This window comes from Escherichia whittamii, from assembly GCF_014836715.1.
In the GTDB taxonomy this organism is placed as follows: Bacteria; Pseudomonadota; Gammaproteobacteria; order Enterobacterales; family Enterobacteriaceae; genus Escherichia; species Escherichia whittamii.
This window is the reverse complement of the sequence record NZ_JACSQI010000002.1, coordinates 109345-128060: the sequence shown is the minus strand read 5'-3', so window position 1 is coordinate 128060 and position 18716 is coordinate 109345. Positions and strand designations below refer to the sequence as shown.

Here is an 18716-nt window from a genome sequence, read left to right as displayed (position 1 = left end):
GAAAGGGGGAATGAGAAATCACTCCCCCTGATTTTTATACAGGGAGCACGATGAAAAATATTCTCGCTATCCAGTCTCACGTTGTCTATGGTCATGCGGGTAACAGTGCGGCAGAGTTTCCAATGCGCCGCCTGGGCGCGAATGTCTGGCCGCTCAACACCGTTCAATTTTCTAATCACACCCAATACGGTAAATGGACTGGCTGCGTGATGCCGCCCAGTCATTTAACAGAAATTGTGCAAGGCATTGCCGCTATCGATAAATTGCACACTTGTGATGCCGTATTAAGCGGCTATCTGGGGTCGGCGGAGCAGGGCGAGCATATCCTCGGTATTGTCCGTCAGGTGAAAGCAGCGAACCCGCAGGCGAAATATTTTTGCGATCCGGTAATGGGGCACCCCGAAAAGGGCTGTATCGTTGCGCCTGGTGTGGCGGAGTTCCACGTGCGTCACGGTCTTCCTGCCAGCGATATCATCGCGCCAAATCTGGTTGAGCTGGAAATCCTCTGCGAGCATCCGGTACATAACGTCGAAGACGCGGTTAAAGCCGCGCGCGAACTTATTGCTCAGGGGCCTGAAATCGTATTGGTGAAACATCTGGCGCGTGCCGGTTACAGCACAGATCGTTTTGAAATGTTGCTGGTTACTGCCGATGAAGCATGGCATATCGACCGTCCTCTGGTTGATTTTGGCATGCGTCAGCCAGTGGGCGTTGGTGATGTGACGAGCGGATTATTGCTGGTGAAACTACTACAGGGCGCAACGTTGCAGCACGCGCTGGAGCATGTGACTGCTGCGGTATACGAAATTATGGTGACCACCAAAGCTATGCAGGAATATGAGCTGCAAGTTGTAGCAGCCCAGGATCGTATTGCTAAACCAGAACACTACTTCAGTGCGACGAAGCTCTGAAATACGTCTTGTCGGCCCACAGTATCCTGCGGGCCGATAACCATTACTGCAAGCCTTCCGCTGATAGCGCGGCTTTTACCGTCGGACGTTCAGCCATACGCTGCATATATGCGGCAATATGCTCTAAACCTTCCAGATTCAATTTCACCCCATATGCCCAGCGCAATACAGTAAACAGATAGGCGTCAGCAATAGTAAAACGTTGCCCGCAAATCCAGTGATCATCTTTCAGCGCATCGTTAACGAACTGTAGTTTTTTCTCCAACTGTGCGCGTGCAGTCGGCTTGAACTCTTCCGGTGTAGCCGGGTTAAACAGCGGAGTAAAGCCTTTATGCAACTCAGTGGCGATATAGTTCAGCCATTCGATGGTTTTATAGCGAGAAATACTGTTTACCGGAGCCAATAGCTGGCGGTCAGGGACACTGTCGGCAAGATACTGCATAATGGCCACGCCTTCCGTCAGCAGAGTGGCATCGTCCAGCAGCAGCGCAGGAACCTGCCCTTTAGGATTAATCGCAAAGTAGTCATCGCCGTTTTCCAGACGTTTTTTCATTAAATCCACACTGGCGAGCGTAAAGTCCTTTCCGCTCTCACGCAGGATGATATGGGATGCAAGAGAGCAGGCGCCCGGTTTGTAGAACAGTTTCATCGGTAACTCCTTTTGGCTGTGGTTTAAAGTATGGTAGTGCGTTGCTGAACAAAAAAAAAGCCGCTAACGAAAAGTTAGCGGCTTGTAAAAGAGTTTCCCTGAAATTTACGCTACGGCAGCTTTCGCCGCTTTATCAGCAGCATCGTCCTGAGTCATACGATGCAGTTTCGGCGCGGTCAGCAGCATCAGCACTGCAATAACGGCAGTGGCAACACCAATCTGTAAGAACACGCGGCCATATACTTCCAGCGACATCAGCGGATCGGTTACGTTATCCGGTACAGCCATCATACCCGCAACATAACCACCAATCAGGTTTGCACCGGCAGTGGTCAGGAACCAGCTACCCATAATAAAGCCCATCAGACGCTGTGGAACGAGCTGTGCAACCATTGCCAGACCCAGACCGGAGATCATCAGTTCACCGATACTCTGCAGGCCATAGCTTGCAACCAGCCAACTTACAGACACGATACCAGCGTCAGAGGCGAATTTCGCGCCCAGCGGCAGGATCAGGAATGCGCCAGAGCACATCACCATACCGATTGCGAATTTGGTCGGCATCGGCAGGGTATCGCCCATCTTGTTATAGATAGCTGCGAGAATCGGGCTACCAATGATGATCCAGAACGGGTTGAGTGCCTGATACTGTTCAGGTTCTACAGCCAGGCCCAGAATAGTGTGCTCAACGTTACGAATTGCAAAGAAGTTCAGAGACGTCGGCATCTGGCTGTACAGCACGAAGAAGATGATTGCTTCAAGCATCAGGATGAAAGCAACGATCATTTTACGACGTGCAGCACCTTTCATGGCAAAGGCTTCTTTACCGAAGATAACCACGATACCAAAGGCAACAACGCCCAGCGCCATACGCGCAACGTCCTGGTTATGCAGCAGCCAGGTGGCAATCGCAATCAGCGCCACAACACCAATAATGGTTAACAGCAGATTGCGGTAGTTGATCGGCTCAAAGTCAGGTTTTGAACCGTACTGTTTAACCCAGCGTTGGCAGAAGGCGAAGTTAACGATGGTGATCAACAGACCAACCACGCTAAGGGCGAATGCGACGCTCCAGCCATACTTAGCGGCTAACCACGGTGTTGCAATCATAGAGAAGAACGAACCGATGTTGACGGACATGTAGTACATGGTAAATGCACCGTCCAGACGTGGATCGTTTTTCTCGTAGCAAGTTGACAGCAGTGAAGACGGGTTGGCTTTAAACAGGCCGTTACCGACCGCAATTGCCGCCATACCCATATAGACGATACCGGCATCGTGACCAGACCAGGCAACCAGCGCATAACCAATAGCCAGCACAATAGCACCAAGCATAATGACGCGTTTTGTACCCAGTACCTTATCGCCTAACCAACCACCAATAGCGACAAGACCATAAACCAGGGCGCTAAAGGAAGAGAAAAGTGTGATTGAATCCGCTTCAGACATACCCAGTTGTTTAACCAGGTAGACAGCCATAATTCCTTGTAGGCCGTAATAACCAAAACGTTCCCATAACTCGATCGAGAAGATGAGATAGAACGCCTTCGGTTGTTTGAAAGCGTTCAAACTAACGCTTTCTGTTGGTTTTTGGTTTGCAGTGGACACTTTTACCTCTTTTTTTACATCCCATATTAACGGGGGTGCTTTCTCGCGTGATGTCTAATAAACATACGCGCAATTGTTATAGTGGGAGGGGAAACGGCAGGTAATGTTCACTATCTTGCACTTTCAGACAAGTCCTTTGTAATAATCTGTTACATATAACTGGCATGGAGAAATCATCGGCCCATTGAAATGTTATCCAGCGTTAAATTTTTCAAAAAACGTAACGACAGATTTTTTCACTACCAGAAGAGGGGGGATACTGATATTTGGCGATATGTTCTACTGTAAGGTGTTTTATGTAGTGAGATAGTCCATTATCTGAAAAATAGACAGTGTAATGTTTTGTAGGTTTCTGCCTTGATTGAATCAATGCTTCGTCAAATTTAACTTAAACAGAGCAATATTTTTACATATTGACATCAAGGTGATCTGGATCACGAATAGATAGAAAATTTCGCTATTAAAAAAACAATTAACCTGCATTTTTGGTTATTCACAAACGGATTGCCTGAAAATGAAGCCGCGAGGCGGCATCATTGACGTTAACAAGATGTTTTGTAAGAGGATGAAGAATAGTTATGAAAGGGATAACGATGTTACCCCTTTTTGTCAGATGTCAACTTTCTCTTTGTATTCACAAAGGTCTTCAATTATGCAGGAACCACAGCGTGGCTTGCGGGCAATACAGGTGTAACGCCCGTGGAGGATTAACCAGTGGTGGCAGTCGACTTTGAATTCTGCCGGAACCACTTTGAGCAGTTTTTCTTCAACCTGCTCGACATTTTTCCCTGGCGCAAATTGGGTGCGGTTGCAGACGCGGAAAATGTGTGTATCTACAGCAATGGTCGGCCAACCGAAAGCCGTATTCAATACCACGTTTGCTGTTTTACGCCCTACACCGGGCAGGGCTTCCAGCGCAGCGCGATCTTCCGGAACTTCGCCGTTATGCTGTTCGAGTAAAATACGGCAGGTTTTGATGATATTTTCTGCTTTGCTGTTATATAGCCCAATGGTTTTGATATACGTTTTAACCCCATCGACGCCCAGTTCGAGCATTGCGGCAGGTGTATTCGCTACCGGGTAAAGCTTTGCCGTCGCCTTATTAACGCTGACATCGGTGGCCTGAGCGGAAAGCAGTACAGCAATCAGCAATTCAAAAGGCGAACTGAAATTAAGTTCGGTTGTGGGATGAGGGTTGTTCTCACGCAGGCGAGTGAGGATCTCCAGTCGTTTTGCTTTGTTCATCAGACATTCCCTGTTTCACCGTTTGGCAACTCGCGTGTAGCAGCTGCTTCAGCACGGCGCTTTTTCATTCTTTCATCAATCAGGTATTTTCCCGCCAGCATCAGCCCCAGACCAATGAATGCGCCTGGCGGTAACATGGCTAACAGGAAGGGAGAATCGGTGTGGAAGATCTCTACCCGCAATACTTTGGCCCAGCTACCCAACAGCGCATCGGCACCGTCAAACAATGTTCCGTTGCCGATGATTTCGCGTAGTGAACCCAGTACGAACATGGCGCAGGTTGCGCCCATGCCTATCGAAAAACCATCAAGCGCGGAGAGCGCCGGACCTTTTTTGGCGGCGAAGGCTTCCGCACGGCCAACAACGATACAGTTGGTGACAATCAGTGGAATAAAAATCCCTAACGATTGATACAGGCCAAAGGCGTATGCGTTAATCAGCATTTGTACGGCGCTGACCACCGAAGCGATGATCATCACGTAAATCGGGATTCGAATTTCGGCTGGCGTCCAGTGACGCAGCGTCGAGATGGTCAGGTTGGTGAGAGTCAACACCAGCGTCGTGGCAAGTCCTAAACCCAGTGCGTTGGTGGCAGTGGAAGTGACTGCCAGCAGCGGACAGAGGCCCAGCAACTGGACCAGCGCGGAGTTGTTCTTCCATAACCCCTGAACAATAACGTCTTTAATTTCGCTCACGGTTTATTCTCCACAGGCAGGAAGTTGAGAAAGTTGTGCTGGCAACGTTTGGGCATACAATCCGGCGCGTTTTACCGCATTCACCACCGCGCGAGGCGTAATAGTCGCCCCGGTGAACTGGTCGAAATCACCACCATCTTTCTTCACCGCCCAGTGAGCGTCATCCGCGCCGCTGATTTTTTTACCTGCAAAATGGGTGATCCAGTCAGAAAGGCGCAGTTCTATTTTGTCGCCAAGTCCCGGCGTTTCGTGATGTTCTGTCACGCGGGTGCCAAGTACCGTGCCGTTAAAATCGGCCCCGACCAATAGCTGAATCGCGCCGGAATAACCATCTGGTGCGGTTGCCTCCAGAACGGCAGCAACCGGCTTGTCATCCTGTTTTGCGATGTAAATCCGATGCTCGCCTTTTCCTAATTCTGGTGCAGTCACTATATAGCAACTTTGGGCCAGCGCGTTGTTATAGCGCTCGGCTGGCAACACCTGATCAAACAACGCTTTTTGTTGCAGGCTAGCCTGTTCAGCAATCGTAGTTTTGGTCATCTGGTTGATGGCAGCCGTTAAACCTGTAGAACCAGCGGCGAACAGCGCCAGCGTAATACCGTGTTTTCGAATAGTCTTCAGCATGGTTTATCCTTTGCGATGGCCGTATACGCGTGGACGCGTGTAGTAATCGATCAGAGGAACCGTGATGTTCGCCAGCAGGACAGCAAAGGCAACGCCGTCAGGATAGCCGCCGAAACTGCGGATCAGCCAGACTAATAAGCCCGCCAGCGCACCGAAAATCAGACGACCACGATTGGTGGTAGACGCGGTTACTGGGTCGGTCAGAATAAAGAATGCGCCGAGCATGGTCGCGCCAGACAACAGATGAATCTGCGGTGACGCCAGTGTTTCGGGGGCGAACAACCAACCCAGCGTAGCGCACAGAGCCAGTGTCACTAAGAAACTGACCGGAATATGCCAACGAATCGCTTTCTGCCATAGCAGCCACACGCCACCAACCAGCCAGGCGAGGTTTACCCATTGCCAGCCAGCGCCCGCGAGAACACCGCTGTAGATTGGATACTGCATAATCTGCTCAACTGAATGACCGGCGCGTACGGAAGTTTTGAACGTATCCAGCGGCGTCGCCTGGCTAATGCCATCGATACCTAAGCGAAGTGTGTTCATATCACCACCGCTGGCAGTATGACCGCTGAAGATAACCTGTACTGCGTCAATGAAACCAGGGATGTTGACCGCAATTTCATGCGGTGGCAACCAGCTGGTCATCTGCACCGGGAAGGAGATCAGCAATACCACATAGCCAATCATCGCCGGATTAAACGGATTTTGTCCCAGACCGCCATACAACTGTTTAGCGATGATCACCGCAAACACCGTACCCAGCACAACCATCCACCACGGTGCGAGAGGCGGAATACTTACGGCGAGTAACAACCCGGTTAAAAGCGCCGAATTATCTTTTAAGGTTGTGGAAACAGGCTGTTTGCGCAGTTTCAGCACAAGAGCTTCGGCTAACAGTGCACTGAACGACGCCAGGAGGATCTGAACGAGAGTACCCCAGCCAAAAAACCAAAGTTGTGCCGCGATTCCGGGCACGGCTGCGATCAGTACCAGCAACATAATGCGCGATGTCTGGCGCTGGTTATGGGTATAAGGGGAGCTAGCTATTCTGAATACCATTTAGTCCTCGTTTACAACCTTCTGCTGGGCGGCTTTTTTTGCCTGAACGCGGGCGATAGCCGCGGCAACTGCCGCTTTGCGCGGATCAACCTGTTCTTCTGGTTCTTCGTTAGCCTGCTGCTGTTCCAGTTTGCGCGCTTTAGCGCGGGCAATAGCGGCTTCAACGGCAGCCTTGCGCGGGTCAACCTGTTCTTTTGGCTCTTCGCTAGCCTGCTGCTGTTCCAGCTTGCGCGCTTTGGCTCGGGCGATAGCGGCTTCAACGGCAGCTTTACGCGGGTCAAGCTGTTCTTCCTGCTCTTCGCTAGCCTGCTGTTGTTCCAGCTTGCGCGCTTTGGCTCGGGCGATAGCCGCTTCGACGGCAGCTTTACGCGGGCCAAGCTGTTCTTCCTGCTCTTCGCTAGCCTGCTGTTGTACCAGCTTGCGCGCTTTGGCGCGGGCGATAGCAGCTTCAACGGCAGCTTTGCGCGGATCAATCTGCTCCTGCGGTTCTTCGTTAGCCGGCTGTTGTTCCAGCTTGCGTGCTTTAGCACGAGCAATTGCAGCTTCCACTGCCGCTTTACGAGGATCGGCAACGGTTGCGGCTTCGTTAGTCTGTTGCAATTCAGCCTGTTTCGCTCTGGCTTGCGCTTTTCGTGCTTCCCGTGCCGCAATAATCGCGCTGTTATCCGGGCGTTCGCCAGCTTTTATCACGATAGGTTTTGTGGCCTGGGCCTGTTTTTCTTTTACGCGTGCCAGTGCTGCAGCAATCGCATCTTTGTCTTTGGCCGCAGGTTGAACCGCCGCGTTCTTGTGTCGTTCAAGACGTGCGGCCTTTTCACGTTCCAGACGTGCCTGACGAGCTTCAAAGCGCGCTTTTGCCTCTGCGGCGCGTTTTTCTTCCTGACGAATGGCGGCAATCTCGGCTTTTTCCTGACGGAAATATTGCACAAGAGGAATATTGCTTGGGCAAACCCACGCGCAGGCCCCGCATTCAATACAATCGGCAATGTTATGTGTGGTGGCTTTATCGTGCTGCTGGCCTTTGCTAAACCAGTACAATTGTTGCGGCAGAAGATCAGCAGGGCAGGCATCTGCACAGGCGCTACAACGGATGCAGCTTTGTTCTTCCTGTGGTTCGCCAAGTTCATTGGCAGAAGGTGCCAGTAAACAGTTGGTTATTTTGACGACCGGGACATCCAGCCACGGCAAGGTAAAGCCCATTAATGGGCCGCCCATAATCACCATTTGATCGGCAGAAGGGCAGAATCCTGCATCGTTCAATAAATGACGGACCGGCGTACCCAGTCGTGCCCAAACGTTGCCAGGGCGTGCAATTGCTTCGCCAGTCAGCGTCACGACACGCTCGGTAATCGGCTCGCCATCAATAACGGCACGTTTCACGGCGTAAGCCGTGCCGACGTTTTGCATTAACACGCCGATATCTGATGAACGACCGCCGTGCGGCACTTGTTTTCCGGTCAGGATGTACGTTAACTGTTTGGCGCCGCCGGAAGGATATTTGGTTGGAATCACTCGCAGAGAAATATCGTGGGAATCCGCCAGCACCGCGCGAAGCATGGAGATCGCCTGCGGTTTGTTATCTTCAATTCCGATCAAAATTTCGCGCGGCTGTAGGATATGCCCAAGAATGCGAATGCCCTCTACGACCTGGGCAGCGCAATCCTGCATCAGGCGGTCATCGGCAGTGATATACGGCTCGCACTCGGCGGCATTGATGATCAACGTTTCGATTTTATCGCCGCCGCCCTGCAATTTAACGCCTGTCGGGAAGCCCGCACCGCCCAGCCCGGCGACGCCAAACTGATGAATACGTTCAATTAACTCTTCCCGAGTGCGTGAGCGGTAATCGGTCCAACCATCACGCGGGATCCAGCAATCTTCGCCATCGGCATCAATAATCACGCTCAATTCAGCTAATGCCGATGGATGGGCAGTCGTGTGGGGCGTAATAGACGTAACGGTGCCAGACGTTGGTGCGTGAACCGGTAGCATTTTGCCGCGTCCACGAGTGAGTGGCTGCCCGCGCAGTACCTTATCACCAACGTTAACGCACAGCTCGCCTTCAGCGCCAATATGCTGTTTCAGTGGAATAACAAATCGCTGCGCCAGCGGAACCTGGCGCAGGGGAGTACCGTTGGACTGAGTTTTCATCTCCGGTGGATGAATGCCGCCATCGAAGTCCCAGATTTTATTTTTTTTGAAAGCAGATAATAACTTAAGCATGGTGTTCCACGGGAATGATGCGCACGGGAATGGTGTTCAGATCCCATTTCCAGCTGTCTGGCGTTTCTGCAACCGGTTGTAAGGAGATGCAATGCGTTGGGCATGGGTCTACACACAGATTACAACCTGTGCACAGATCGCTCATGACGGTATGCATTGCACGGGTAGCGCCGACGATGGCGTCCACCGGACACGCCTGAATACACTTAGTGCAGCCAATACAGTTATTTTCATCGATAACCGCTACCATACGGGCAGGCGTCAACTCTTGCGCTTCACCATCCAGCGGCTGTGGCTCGACGTTGAGCAACTCGGCAATTTTCAGCATTACAGCTTCGCCACCAGGGGCGCAGCGGTTGATTTTTTCACCGTTGCAACTGATAGCCTCCGCATACGGGCGACAGCCAGGATAGCCGCACTGACCACACTGACTCTGCGGTAAAATTTCGTCAATTTTCTCAACGACCGGATCGTCTTCCACCGCAAAACGGCGGGAGGCATAACCCAGAATGGCGCCAAACGCCAGGCCCAGCAGGCTTACGGCGGCAACGGCAATCCAGATAGCATTCATTACAACTTCACCAAACCACTAAAGCCCATAAAAGCCAGAGACATAAGACCTGCGGTAATCAGCGCAATGGCATTACCACGAAAAGGTGCCGGGACATCAGCCACAGCCAGGCGCTCGCGGATGGCTGCAAAAAGCACCATCACCAACGAGAAGCCGACAGCTGCGGAAAAACCGTACAGCGCCGACTGCAAGAAATTATGCCCGAGATTAATATTCAGCAACGCAACGCCAAGCACCGCACAGTTGGTGGTAATAAGCGGCAGAAAAATCCCCAGCAGACGATAAAGCACCGGGCTGGTTTTACGCACCACCATCTCGGTGAACTGCACGACTACAGCGATCACTAAAATAAACGCTAACGTGCGCAGGTAAATCAGATTGAGTGGAATCAAGATCCACGTGTCGATAAGCCAGGCGCAGATTGACGCCAGCGTCATCACAAATGTTGTTGCCAGCCCCATCCCCATTGCAGTTTCCAGCTTTTTGGAAACGCCCATAAACGGACAGAGGCCCAGAAACTTAACCAGTACAAAGTTATTGACCAGTACAGTTCCGACAAACAGTAACAGGTAGTCAGTCATTTTTCGGCCTGAAATAAAAAAGCCGCCTATTATCCGTTAATCCAGAGCAGGCGACAACAGGTTAACTGTAAGGTTATTACGGATTCACAAACGTCGCTTTGACCCGCGACGAGCGTTTGAAATAGGGGACTATCAATGCGGTTGCCAGCAAAGTAAACAACAACTGGCGCACGGCTACGCCATCTTCAACTGGCGAAAAAGCGAAGGCTTTAACCGCCAGTAATACGGAGATCAGTAGCCAGATAATATAGTGTTTAGGAACACAACGCCGACGTTTAAAGAAAGCGATGGTCAACCACAAAGTGTAATACCACATGGCGATGGCGGTAATAAAAGAAACGCCCCATAAGATTTGCGTTGTTAGTGCTTGTTCGCCGAGCGTTTTAAATGTTTGAGGAGAAGATAACGCTGCGGTATACAGTAACAGCGCCAGCGTCGTACTCAATAGAGCGACTAACAGCCAGGCCAAAGGGCCAAGCAACCAGCCTCCAATACGTTGTGGCGTTGTGGTGGTCATAGGTTCTCCAGAATAGCGACAGCAAATAGGCAAATCTAATTTTAGGGGCGTTATTATAAGGCTTTTATAATCGATCGCTACTTTCTTTATTGGACGTAGTGCCAGACGGACTTCGGTACCTGGCCCAGGTCAAACAAACGCCCGCCAGACACCAGCTCTGCGCGGCGGTGATCGGCGGCGCGATACATGTTGATAAGATCCTGATCGTCCGTCAGTGTGTAATTAAGATGATCGTAGAGTTTTTCCAGGCTTTCGAGTGAACTGATTTTGCGAAATTTTAATAAGTAGTCCTGAACAGTCATAAAAGGCCCATAAAATAATTAATACCAAAGTGGTAGGTATTATATGTAATGATAAAACTTCACCAAAAGTGAACGCTTATGTAATAACAATAATAAGAATGCGCTGATAGTAAATATTCAGGGATGAAATACTGTCATGAAAAGAGTAACGCGCTTTACTATCCCTGCCAATCGCCAACAACACACTACTAGATAATAAATTCCTGGTTTAATACCCGGCAAGTTAAAACATGCATCCGGACGGGCTGCATGCTGGTCTGCAGGTGCAGTTATTACTTATGTTGTACCGGTGTACTCTGTTCTGGCGGCTGGTAGTTGTCAATGTGACTCGCCACGCCAAGAAGAATGACTGAAACGACAAGAACGATCCAACCTGTTAATTCAATAAGACGATTCATTACTGCCCACATCTATGTTGAGTGATCCATTAACTTCAGGCGCTAAATGTTACTTAGCAATAATTGCTCCAGCAAGATTTTTGCTGAGGTTTTTGCGATATTTATCTTTTATCATTAGAAAATTCGCCATTTCTTTGACTTAAGTTAAATAACATCCCTTATTGCGGACAGGTTATTAAACTGTTGAGAGAGGGTAAAGGATAGTGTCAAATAGCGATCGTACTTCTCTAAGAGGCAATGACATGAGCGACAACATCCGTGTTGGGTTGATTGGGTATGGTTATGCGAGCAAAACCTTCCATGCGCCCCTGATTGCGGGCACGCCCGGACTAGAACTGGCAGTAATTTCCAGCAGTGACGAAACAAAAGTCAAGGCCGACTGGCCAACAGTGACGGTTGTCTCTGAACCAAAGCATCTCTTTAATGATCCCAACATAGACTTGATTGTCATTCCCACACCAAACGATACCCATTTCCCGTTAGCCAAAGCGGCGCTTGAAGCAGGCAAACATGTGGTTGTCGACAAACCTTTTACCGTGACACTGTCACAAGCTCGAGAACTGGATGCGTTGGCAAAAAGTCTGGGTCGCGTATTGTCAGTGTTTCATAATCGTCGCTGGGATAGCGATTTTCTGACACTAAAAGGTTTGCTCGCGGAAGGTTCGCTGGGTGAAGTTGCGTACTTTGAGTCTCATTTCGACCGCTTCCGACCGCAGGTGCGCGATCGCTGGCGTGAACAAGGCGGCCCTGGCAGCGGTATCTGGTATGATTTGGCACCGCATTTGCTCGATCAAGCTATTACGCTTTTTGGCTTACCTGTCAGCATGACCGTGGATTTAGCACAGTTACGCCCCGGAGCGCAGTCGACCGATTATTTCCACGCCATTTTGTCCTACCCACAGCGTCGGGTCATTTTACACGGCACCATGCTGGCGGCAGCTGAGTCAGCGCGCTATATCGTGCATGGCTCCCGTGGCAGCTATGTTAAATATGGCCTCGATCCACAGGAAGAGCGGTTGAAAAATGGTGAGCGTCTGCCGCAGGAAGACTGGGGCTACGATATGCGTGACGGTGTCCTTACCCGCGTTGAAGGCGAGGAACGTGTTGAAGAAACGCTGTTGACCGTGCCGGGGAATTATCCGGCGTATTATGCGGCTATTCGTGATGCGTTGAATGGCGATGGCGAAAACCCGGTGCCAGCAAGTCAGGCCATTCAGGTGATGGAGCTGATTGAGCTGGGCATCGAATCCGCCAAACATCGTTCGACTTTGTGTCTTGCGTGAAAAGGGGATGGTGCAATTAGCACCATCCATTTCTTTTACTTCGCAGCGACTTTTTCTCGCAGTGCGCTTTTTTCCTCTGCGCTGAGGAAAGCCATTTCCAGACCATTAATCTGCGCCTGGCGAATTTGCTCGCGAGATAAACCTGCAGCGGGTGCGGCAACGGTATATTCGTGAATGATATCGACGCCCTGAACACCGGGATCGTCGGTGTTAATACTGGCACGGATACCATGTTCAAGGAACGTTTTCAGCGGATGCGCCGCCAGAGATGCCACGGTGCTGGTCTGAATATTAGAGGTCAGGCAGGATTCTATGCCAATTTGTTGCTCGGCGAGGAAATCCATCAGCGCCCGATCTTCAATGGCTTTTACACCATGCCCAATGCGTTCAGCTCCCAGTTCACGAATAGCTTGCCAGATACTTTCTGCCCCGGCAGCTTCACCAGCGTGGACGGTAATATGCCAGCCTGCATCACGCGCGCGGTTGAAGTGAGAGAGGAACAAACTCCCCGGAAAACCAAGTTCATCACCGGCCAGATCCAGCGCGGTAATCTGATCACGGTGGGCTAAAAATGCCTCCAGTTCTTGCTGGCAGGCAGCTTCGCCAAAGGTCCGGCTCATAATGCCGATGAGTTTCGCCTGCACGCCAAAGGTGCGGCAACCTTCACGTACGCCATCAATAACGGCTTCGACAACGCCCGCGACAGGCAACTGATGCGCCATCGCCATATAACCTGGCGAAAAACGCAGTTCGACATAGTGCAGACCGTTTCGGGCCGCATCTTCAATATTTTCAAACGCCACGCGACGGCATGCGTCGAGTGAGGCAAGAACTTTAACGCCCCAGTCAAGCTTGGTCAGAAAACTCACCAGATCGGGTTCGTTGGCAATGACCTGAACGTGTGGAATTAGCGTTTCCAGGGATTGTGCAGGTAGCGAGATATTATACTGGCGGCCAAGTTCAAGGATGGTCTGGGGACGAATGTTGCCATCAAGGTGGCGATGGATATCAGTTAATGGCAGGGTGGTATCAATCATGGTCGCACTCTTTTTCTGGATATAAAAGTGCGCACCATTATAAAAACAAAGCAGGGTAAAAATCTACGATTGCGCAACGATTATTTACGTTGCGCAATCGCAATTAGCGTACAGCCCGGATGGCGTTAATTAATCCAGCAACACCTTTTTCCAGTTTCGAACGTGGGCATCCGGCATTGAGACGAACAAAGCCACGGCCTTCTTCACCGTAGGTATATCCCGGCATGATTGCGACCTTTTCTTGTTCAATCAGGGCTTTTTGCAACGCGTTGTCATCAATGTTCAACGGACGTAAATCAAGCCATGCGAGATAAGTGGATTGGGGAATCTGCCAGTTGAGTTCCGGGAACGCGGCGTTCATCGTATCTGCGATATACGTCAGGTTATCTTTTAGATAGGTGCGTAAGGCATCAAGCCACGGTGCGCCTTGCTGATAGGCAGCGATATGAGCGGTTAACGCCAGCACCGCAGGAGAGGAAAGCCCATCACGGCCTTTCAGGGCCGACAAATACGCTTCCCGGCTGTCGTTATTTTCAATAATCCCGTAAGCCCCGGTCAGGGCCGGAATATTGAAACTTTTAGAACCAGAAGTCAGTAGCGCCCAGTCGCCGCGAGCTACATTACCCCAGGGAATATGCGGTTGCTCGCCCCATACCATATCCATATGGATTTCATCGGAGATAACGCGCACACCATAGCGTTCGCACAGGTCAGCCATTGTCTCCAGTTCATCGCAAGTCCAGACTTTACCGGTAGGATTCTGAGGACTACACAGGAGCATAATTTTACACTCCGGCTTTGCCAACACGGCTTCCAGTTTGCCCATATCGCAAAACCAGCCGTCAACACGCTTCTCTAAAGCAACGGGCATTACTGTGCGCTGATTACCTTCAATGGCTTTGTAAAATGCGTCGTAGGCTGGGGTATGGATCACCACCCCTTCACCGACAGCGGACCACTGACGAATCAGTTCCGATACCATATAGATAACGGAAGGGCCATACACCACCGACTGCGTATCAATGGCGGTGTAATGCTGTGTGGAAAACCAGTGGGCAATAGCCGCGAGAAATTCATCGTTTTTCCAGCGGCTGTAGCCAAACACACCGTGCATCAGACGCTGATTCAGCGCCTCTAGAATGCAGGGAGCGGTGGCAAAATCCATGTCTGAAATCGTGAATGGTAACAGGTCAGCAGTGCCGAAACGGTCAGCGACATAATCCCACTGCGTGCACCATGTGCGATGACGATCCACGACCTTCGAAAAATCGAACATATCTTATCCTTATGCCTGAACAGTCCGCATCAGACCGGCCATTTCATCTTTTACTGACTGAACTTGCGGCCCGATAACAACCTGCAGGTTATGTTGATTAAGTTGTACTACGCCAATTGCCCGATTGTCCTTCAGTGCCTGCACATTAACAAGCGACATATCTTTCACAGACAAACGCAGGCGGGTAATGCAGTTATCGAGGCTGACAATATTGTCGGCACCGCCTAAGGCTTCAAGGATTGCCGGAACGTTGTAACCTGATTTACCCGGCGCACCGACAACGGCTTTTTCGATTGAGCTGGCAATTTCGCTGTCACGGCCCGGGGTTTTCAGATTGAAGCGGGTGATAGCGAAACGGAAGATGACGTAGTAAACAACAAACCAGACAGCCGCAACTACCGGCACCATGTACCACTTGGTTGACAGGCCATGCAGAATACCGAACACCACAAAGTCGATGATATTACCGTCAGTATTGCCAATAGTGACGCCAAGAACGGACATAACGGTGAAACCGAGGCCGGTTAACAGCGCGTGGATCACATACAGTACCGGCGCAACAAACAGGAACAGGAACTCCAGCGGCTCGGTAGTACCGCCAACGACACAGGCGATCAGACCAGAAATCAGCAGCCCCTTAATTTTATGGCGATTTTCCGGGCGAGCACAGTGATACATAGCTAACGCGGCGCCTGGCAGACCGCCAAGGAATGCAGGCATTTTGCCCTGCGAGAGGAAACGTGTGGCGCTTTCAGAGAAACCGTGAGTGGTCGGACAGCTTAATTGCGCCTGGAAGATGGTTAGTGCGCCGCTTACAGTTTGACCGCAGACTTCCTGCGTGCCGCCTGCGTCGGTAAAGCGAATTAATGCCACCAGAATGTGATGCAGACCAAACGGCAACAGCAGACGCTCACCAGTACCAAACAGCATCGGTCCGAAATCGCCCGCGCTGTTGATCATATGGCCTAATCCACTAATGCCCATGGCGAAGATCGGCCAGACCAATGGAATCACCAGACCGACCAGCCCCATCACCAGTGAGGAGATAATGGGTACGAAGCGCGTACCGCCGAAAAACGCCAGCGCATCTGGCAGGCGAATGTTGTGGAAACGCTCATGCAGCATCCAGACGATAATACCGGCGATTACCGCACCGAGGATCCCCGTGTCGATCGACTGGATCCCGAGAATGCTTTGAATGTTATTCGCTTTCAGCACGGCTGCATCGGTGGTTGGCAGAATACCTTTATTGGTCAACCAGAAGTTCACCGCCAGGTTCATCACTGCGTAACCGACGAAACCAGCGAAGGCCGCCACACCTTTGTTTTCGCGCGCCAGGCCAAGTGGGATCGCAATACAGAACATCACTGGCAGGAAACTAAAAGCAAATGAGCCAATCTTGCTCATCCAGGTAAAGATAGCCTGCAATAGCGGGTTACCCAGTGCAGGGATTAAGGTAATGACATCATGGCTGCTTAACGAGCTGCCAATCCCCAGCATAATGCCGCAAAACGACAGTAACGCCACGGGCAACATAAAGGTTTTGCCTAGCTGCTGGAAGAATTCCCACAGTGTGACTTTTGGTGCTGCTTTCGCCGTCATAAAACGACTCCTCGTAGAGAACAATCTGGATTCAGTAAATTGCGCGAGAAGATAAAACGTTTTATCAAATTTTAGTGAGGCATAAATCACATTACGCAACGATAATAGCGGGTATAAGATAAATAAAAGGTAAAACGTTTTATCTGTCACATAATCAGGGAGTAGGTCATCTGCATGGCTACCGCCAAAAAAATCACCATTCATGATGTTGCGTTGGCTGCGGGAGTCTCGGTCAGTACCGTTTCGCTGGTGCTTAGTGGTAAAGGGCGAATATCTACCGCTACAGGGGAACGGGTTAACGCCGCAATTGAAGAACTCGGTTTTGTGCGCAATCGCCAGGCGTCGGCACTACGCGGCGGTCAGAGTGGTGTGGTTGGTTTAATCGTGCGTGATTTGTCTGCGCCGTTTTACGCTGAATTAACTGCCGGGCTGACAGAGGCACTGGAAGCTCAGGGGCGGATGGTTTTTTTACTCCACGGCGGTAAAGATGGCGAGCAACTGACCCAGCGATTTTCGCTGTTACTGAACCAGGGCGTCGATGGTGTCGTCATTGCCGGTGCGGCGGGAAGCAGTGATGACCTGCGGCGGATGGCAGAAGAAAAAGGCATCCCGGTTATTTTCGCTTCCCGCGCCAGTTATCTTGATGATGTTGATACTGTTCGTCCGGACAACATGCAGGCAGCTCAGTTATTGACGGAGCATCTCATTCGCAATGGGCATCAGCGTATCGCCTGGCTGGGAGGGCAAAGTTCTTCTCTGACTCGTGCGGAGCGAGTGGGGGGATACTGTGCGACATTATTAAAATTCGGCCTGCCGTTTCACAGCGATTGGGTGCTGGAGTGCGCGTCCAGCCAGAAGCAAGCTGCGGAAGCTATCACGGCGCTTTTGCGTCATAACCCGACCATCAGTGCCGTGGTTTGCTACAACGAAACCATAGCAATGGGGGCATGGTTTGGTTTGCTGAAAGCAGGGCGGCAAAGCGGTGAGAGCGGAGTCGATCGTTACTTTGAACAACAGGTTTCGCTGGCGGCATTTACCGATGCAGCGCAAACCGCGCTCGATGATATACCTGTTATCTGGGCCAGCACGCCAGCCCGGGAACTGGGTACGACACTAGCGGATCGCATGATGCAAAAAATCTCCCACGAAGAGACACATTCACGCAATCTAATTATTCCCGCGCGACTCATTACGGCGAAATAATCCGCTCTTGATCTGCTATACCTGGTAGTGTCCTTTCCCCGAGGTTAATGATAAAAAATGTGGCACACAGGCGGTGCCTTTTATTTTTACTGAAGTTCACAGGAGGTTTATGTGTTTAATTCTGACAACCTGAGACTCGACGGAAAATGTGCCATCATCACTGGTGCGGGCGCAGGTATCGGTAAAGAAATCGCCATTACATTCGCGACAGCGGGCGCATCTGTAGTGGTTAGTGATATTAACGCCGATGCAGCAAATCATGTTGTAGATGAGATTCAACAGTTGGGTGGGCAGGCATTTGCCTGGCGTTGTGATATTACTTCCGAACAGGAATTATCTGCTCTGGCAGACTTTGCCATCAGCAAACTGGGCAAAGTTGATATTCTGGTTAACAATGCTGGTGGTGGTGGTCCTAAGCCGTTTGATATGCCAATGGCGGATTTCCGCCGCGCTTATGAGCTGAATGTGTTTTCTTTTTTCCATCTGTCACAACTCATTGCGCCTGAAATGGAAAAAAATGGCGGAGGCGTTATTTTAACCATCACATCTATGGCGGCAGAAAATAAAAATAAAAACATGACCTCCTATGCGTCATCTAAAGCTGCGGCCAGCCATCTGATCAGGAATATGGCGTTTGACCTGGGTGAAAAAAATATTCGGGTGAATGGCATAGCGCCTGGGGCAATATTAACTGATGCTCTGAAATCCGTTATTACACCAGAAATTGAACAGAAAATGTTGCAGCACACGCCAATCAGGCGTCTGGGCCAACCTCAGGATATTGCCAATGCGGCGCTATTCCTCTGCTCACCTGCTGCCAGCTGGATAAGCGGGCAAATACTCACCGTCTCCGGCGGTGGGGTGCAGGAACTTAATTAATACGCGAACAGGTCGGTAAACAACCGAGTGAGTGTTGTTTACCGACACCG

Annotated in this window: 19 protein-coding genes; 4 read left to right on the top strand and 15 right to left on the bottom strand. The window is 50.7% G+C overall.

What is annotated here, in order from left to right; translation table 11 throughout:
* The first annotated feature begins 50 nt into the window (after positions 1-50).
* Positions 51-911: a pyridoxal kinase PdxY gene (pdxY, locus tag H9644_RS03345; protein ID WP_191773184.1), complete on the top strand. Its 861-nt coding sequence runs from the start codon at positions 51-53 to the stop codon at positions 909-911.
* A gap of 43 nt (positions 912-954) precedes the next feature.
* Here the strand turns inward: pdxY and gstA are convergent, their stop codons facing one another.
* From gstA to blr, 12 genes are all read right to left on the bottom strand, one after another.
* Positions 955-1560 carry a glutathione transferase GstA gene (gstA, locus tag H9644_RS03340; protein ID WP_191773180.1) on the bottom strand — a complete coding sequence of 202 codons (606 nt, stop codon included), beginning with the start codon at positions 1558-1560 and terminating at the stop codon, positions 955-957.
* A 105-nt stretch (positions 1561-1665) separates the two neighbouring features.
* Entirely contained in the window at positions 1666-3168 is a 1503-nt protein-coding gene (gene dtpA, locus H9644_RS03335) for a dipeptide/tripeptide permease DtpA (RefSeq protein ID WP_064530078.1), read from the bottom strand.
* A 609-nt stretch (positions 3169-3777) separates the two neighbouring features.
* Positions 3778-4413: an endonuclease III gene (gene nth / locus H9644_RS03330; protein WP_001030332.1), complete on the bottom strand. Its 636-nt coding sequence runs from the start codon at positions 4411-4413 to the stop codon at positions 3778-3780.
* Positions 4413-5108: an electron transport complex subunit RsxE gene (rsxE, locus tag H9644_RS03325; protein WP_064530022.1), complete on the bottom strand. Its 696-nt coding sequence runs from the start codon at positions 5106-5108 to the stop codon at positions 4413-4415. The genes nth and rsxE overlap by 1 nt, the downstream gene beginning before the upstream one ends.
* A 3-nt stretch (positions 5109-5111) precedes the next feature.
* A complete protein-coding gene (rsxG, locus tag H9644_RS03320) occupies positions 5112-5732 on the bottom strand; it encodes an electron transport complex subunit RsxG (protein ID WP_064530021.1) in 621 nt (206 codons plus the stop codon).
* 3 nt (positions 5733-5735) lie between these two features.
* On the bottom strand, positions 5736-6794 hold the full coding sequence (gene rsxD / locus H9644_RS03315) for an electron transport complex subunit RsxD (RefSeq protein WP_064530020.1): 1059 nt from the start codon (positions 6792-6794) through the stop codon (positions 5736-5738).
* On the bottom strand, positions 6795-9017 hold the full coding sequence (gene rsxC / locus H9644_RS03310; RefSeq protein ID WP_191773176.1) for an electron transport complex subunit RsxC: 2223 nt from the start codon (positions 9015-9017) through the stop codon (positions 6795-6797).
* A complete protein-coding gene (rsxB, locus tag H9644_RS03305) occupies positions 9010-9588 on the bottom strand; it encodes an electron transport complex subunit RsxB (RefSeq protein ID WP_000991809.1) in 579 nt (192 codons plus the stop codon). Before rsxB ends, rsxC begins: the two co-directional genes overlap by 8 nt.
* A complete protein-coding gene (rsxA, locus tag H9644_RS03300; protein WP_000133193.1) occupies positions 9588-10169 on the bottom strand; it encodes an electron transport complex subunit RsxA in 582 nt (193 codons plus the stop codon). The genes rsxB and rsxA overlap by 1 nt, the downstream gene beginning before the upstream one ends.
* Positions 10170-10245: 76 nt before the next feature.
* A complete protein-coding gene (locus tag H9644_RS03295; protein ID WP_064530018.1) occupies positions 10246-10686 on the bottom strand; it encodes a DUF2569 domain-containing protein in 441 nt (146 codons plus the stop codon).
* An 86-nt stretch (positions 10687-10772) separates the two neighbouring features.
* Positions 10773-10988 (bottom strand): transcription modulator YdgT, encoded by a 216-nt coding sequence (gene ydgT / locus H9644_RS03290; protein ID WP_064530017.1) that lies wholly within the window; start codon positions 10986-10988, stop codon positions 10773-10775.
* 272 nt (positions 10989-11260) lie between these two features.
* Positions 11261-11386 carry a division septum protein Blr gene (gene blr / locus H9644_RS03285; RefSeq protein ID WP_032147885.1) on the bottom strand — a complete coding sequence of 42 codons (126 nt, stop codon included), beginning with the start codon at positions 11384-11386 and terminating at the stop codon, positions 11261-11263.
* A 242-nt stretch (positions 11387-11628) separates the two neighbouring features.
* On the opposite strand from blr, the gene H9644_RS03280 reads away from it, so the two are divergent.
* Complete coding sequence (locus H9644_RS03280; RefSeq protein WP_064530016.1) at positions 11629-12669, top strand: oxidoreductase; 1041 nt, start codon at positions 11629-11631, stop codon at positions 12667-12669.
* Between the two features lie 35 nt (positions 12670-12704).
* On the opposite strand, the gene add is transcribed toward H9644_RS03280, so the two are convergent.
* The 3 genes from add to malX all read right to left on the bottom strand — a co-directional run bounded on the left by add (position 12705) and on the right by malX (position 16584).
* The gene (gene add / locus H9644_RS03275) at positions 12705-13706 is read right to left on the bottom strand and encodes an adenosine deaminase (RefSeq protein ID WP_191773173.1); all 1002 of its coding nucleotides are present in this window, start codon (positions 13704-13706) and stop codon (positions 12705-12707) included.
* A 103-nt stretch (positions 13707-13809) separates the two neighbouring features.
* Positions 13810-14982, bottom strand: coding sequence for a bifunctional maltose regulon transcriptional repressor/cystathionine beta-lyase MalY (gene malY, locus H9644_RS03270; RefSeq protein WP_191773170.1), 1173 nt, complete (start codon positions 14980-14982; stop codon positions 13810-13812).
* A gap of 9 nt (positions 14983-14991) precedes the next feature.
* Positions 14992-16584 carry a PTS maltose transporter subunit IICB gene (gene malX / locus H9644_RS03265; RefSeq protein WP_191773167.1) on the bottom strand — a complete coding sequence of 531 codons (1593 nt, stop codon included), beginning with the start codon at positions 16582-16584 and terminating at the stop codon, positions 14992-14994.
* Positions 16585-16758: 174 nt separating this feature from the next.
* Between malX and malI the strand changes: the two genes are divergently transcribed.
* A complete protein-coding gene (gene malI / locus H9644_RS03260) occupies positions 16759-17787 on the top strand; it encodes a mal regulon transcriptional regulator MalI (protein WP_064530012.1) in 1029 nt (342 codons plus the stop codon).
* A 111-nt stretch (positions 17788-17898) separates the two neighbouring features.
* On the top strand, positions 17899-18666 hold the full coding sequence (gene hdhA / locus H9644_RS03255) for a 7-alpha-hydroxysteroid dehydrogenase (RefSeq protein ID WP_191773163.1): 768 nt from the start codon (positions 17899-17901) through the stop codon (positions 18664-18666).
* Positions 18667-18716 lie beyond the last annotated feature (50 nt).

What these genes read in the sequence shown, in the direction of transcription:
- pdxY (WP_191773184.1), top strand. Translation starts at nt 51, where the DNA reads ATGAAAAATATTCTCGCTATCCAGTCTCACGTTGTCTATGGTCATGCG.
- gstA (WP_191773180.1), bottom strand. Translation starts at nt 1,560, where the DNA reads ATGAAACTGTTCTACAAACCGGGCGCCTGCTCTCTTGCATCCCATATC.
- nth (WP_001030332.1), bottom strand. Translation starts at nt 4,413, where the DNA reads ATGAACAAAGCAAAACGACTGGAGATCCTCACTCGCCTGCGTGAGAAC.
- rsxG (WP_064530021.1), bottom strand. Translation starts at nt 5,732, where the DNA reads ATGCTGAAGACTATTCGAAAACACGGTATTACGCTGGCGCTGTTCGCC.
- rsxD (WP_064530020.1), bottom strand. Translation starts at nt 6,794, where the DNA reads ATGGTATTCAGAATAGCTAGCTCCCCTTATACCCATAACCAGCGCCAG.
- rsxC (WP_191773176.1), bottom strand. Translation starts at nt 9,017, where the DNA reads ATGCTTAAGTTATTATCTGCTTTCAAAAAAAATAAAATCTGGGACTTC.
- rsxB (WP_000991809.1), bottom strand. Translation starts at nt 9,588, where the DNA reads ATGAATGCTATCTGGATTGCCGTTGCCGCCGTAAGCCTGCTGGGCCTG.
- rsxA (WP_000133193.1), bottom strand. Translation starts at nt 10,169, where the DNA reads ATGACTGACTACCTGTTACTGTTTGTCGGAACTGTACTGGTCAATAAC.
- H9644_RS03295 (WP_064530018.1), bottom strand. Translation starts at nt 10,686, where the DNA reads ATGACCACCACAACGCCACAACGTATTGGAGGCTGGTTGCTTGGCCCT.
- ydgT (WP_064530017.1), bottom strand. Translation starts at nt 10,988, where the DNA reads ATGACTGTTCAGGACTACTTATTAAAATTTCGCAAAATCAGTTCACTC.
- blr (WP_032147885.1), bottom strand. Translation starts at nt 11,386, where the DNA reads ATGAATCGTCTTATTGAATTAACAGGTTGGATCGTTCTTGTCGTTTCA.
- H9644_RS03280 (WP_064530016.1), top strand. Translation starts at nt 11,629, where the DNA reads ATGAGCGACAACATCCGTGTTGGGTTGATTGGGTATGGTTATGCGAGC.
- add (WP_191773173.1), bottom strand. Translation starts at nt 13,706, where the DNA reads ATGATTGATACCACCCTGCCATTAACTGATATCCATCGCCACCTTGAT.
- malY (WP_191773170.1), bottom strand. Translation starts at nt 14,982, where the DNA reads ATGTTCGATTTTTCGAAGGTCGTGGATCGTCATCGCACATGGTGCACG.
- malX (WP_191773167.1), bottom strand. Translation starts at nt 16,584, where the DNA reads ATGACGGCGAAAGCAGCACCAAAAGTCACACTGTGGGAATTCTTCCAG.
- malI (WP_064530012.1), top strand. Translation starts at nt 16,759, where the DNA reads ATGGCTACCGCCAAAAAAATCACCATTCATGATGTTGCGTTGGCTGCG.